General features: G+C 41.9%; 1 protein-coding gene and 1 pseudogene. Both read right to left on the bottom strand.

What is annotated here, in order from left to right; all coding sequences use genetic code 11:
- Positions 1 to 377, bottom strand: a pseudogene (locus tag R8N28_RS24760) (chemotaxis protein); the annotation flags it as partial.
- A 445-nt stretch (positions 378 to 822) separates the two neighbouring features.
- Positions 823 to 1,440: YjiH family protein (locus R8N28_RS24755; RefSeq protein ID WP_412079931.1), on the bottom strand; the 618-nt coding region annotated here is incomplete at its 5' end.

Below are 1,440 nucleotides of genomic sequence, written 5' to 3'. Positions count from 1 at the left end.
GGGCGTTGGCGAGGATCATAATCAGGCCCTGCATCCCAACCGTCGTCGTTTTCAATCACGAAGCCATTACTTTCGTAACCAAAACCAATCGCTAGGAAGCTTGATTTCGGAGTTGGCTTCTCAAGAATGTCTTTTACGTATGTGCGGTCGTTTGGCGATAGTTCTATGATCTCTGTGATCGAGCGTGCGAGATCTTTCTTCGCGTTCATTTCAGATTGAACGGTGTTGCTCACGCTGGTCAAAATCTCTTTAACGCTTGAATTGATGTGCTCCTGAGTTTGAGAACGAATCGTCATAACTTGTTGCGTCGATAGTAGCGACACAGTAATTAGCAGCAAAATTGAAGAGGCGGTGACAACCTTATGTCTGAATTTCATGAGTTTTCCTCTAAGTCTCCCGGATAGTTTTCTTCTGCTTCCACCTCTTTTTGGGTTCGGGTGAATTCGGCAGAAAAAGAAACCTGTTGTGTTTGATTACTTTCTTATCGACATCTTTATCAAAAACATGAATCCATTTGTTGTCTTTTTTAACCAAAATTAAACAAAATGGTGGTTTGAGTTAAAACTTGTGAGTTTGATCTGATTTGTGAGCCATCTTAATGAAAGCGTCATAATGAAAGGAATTGCTTAAAGAGTACTGCTGTTAACAGGTTTGATTGAGGAGTTTAGTAAAGTTTTATTTATTATAAATAAGCATTTATTGAGGTTTTTTCTTTGTAAATTATAGAGTTTACGTTGAGGGCGTAGTTAAGTGGGGAAGTAAGCCAAATTTTGGTTGTAAAAAAGGCCCCGACAGAGCGGAGCCTTTGTGTATGCTTTGATTTTAGAAAATCAGATGCGCAACACCAGCAATCACAGGAAGTGTAATCAGCGTACGCAGAATGAAGATAACAAACAGTTCTACGATGTTAACTGGAATCTTGCTACCTAGTAGTAGTGCACCAACTTCTGACATGTAAATCAACTGAGTAACAGACATTGCTGCGATAACAAAACGAGTCATTTCGTTGTCGATAGATGCCGCTAGAATCGCAGGGATAAACATATCTGCAAAGCCAACCACGATAGTTTGCGATGCTTGTACCGCTTCAGGAATTTGTAGCAACTCTAAGTAAGGAATGAATGGCTGACCAAGGATCTCAAACACTGACGTGTATTCAGCAATCACTAGTGCAACGGTACCCAAACCCATAACCACAGGCAGTACGCCAAACACCATATCGATAGCGTTGTGTACGCCTTCTTTGAATACAGACTGAACAGATTTTACTTCTGCAGCGCGTTTTAGAGCTAAGTCCATGCCCCATGAGAATGTCGTGTGACCTTCTGGCACTGCATCTACATCTTCTGCTGGCTTGCTGCCGTCAATGTAGCGGTCTTTTTTCAGGCTTAGAGGCGGCAAACGAGGAATGATAACCGCAGCCACGATACCTGCTAAACA

It is taken from the genome of Vibrio sp. Vb1554, from assembly GCF_033344235.1.
This window is presented reverse-complemented; position numbering and strand designations above follow the sequence as displayed.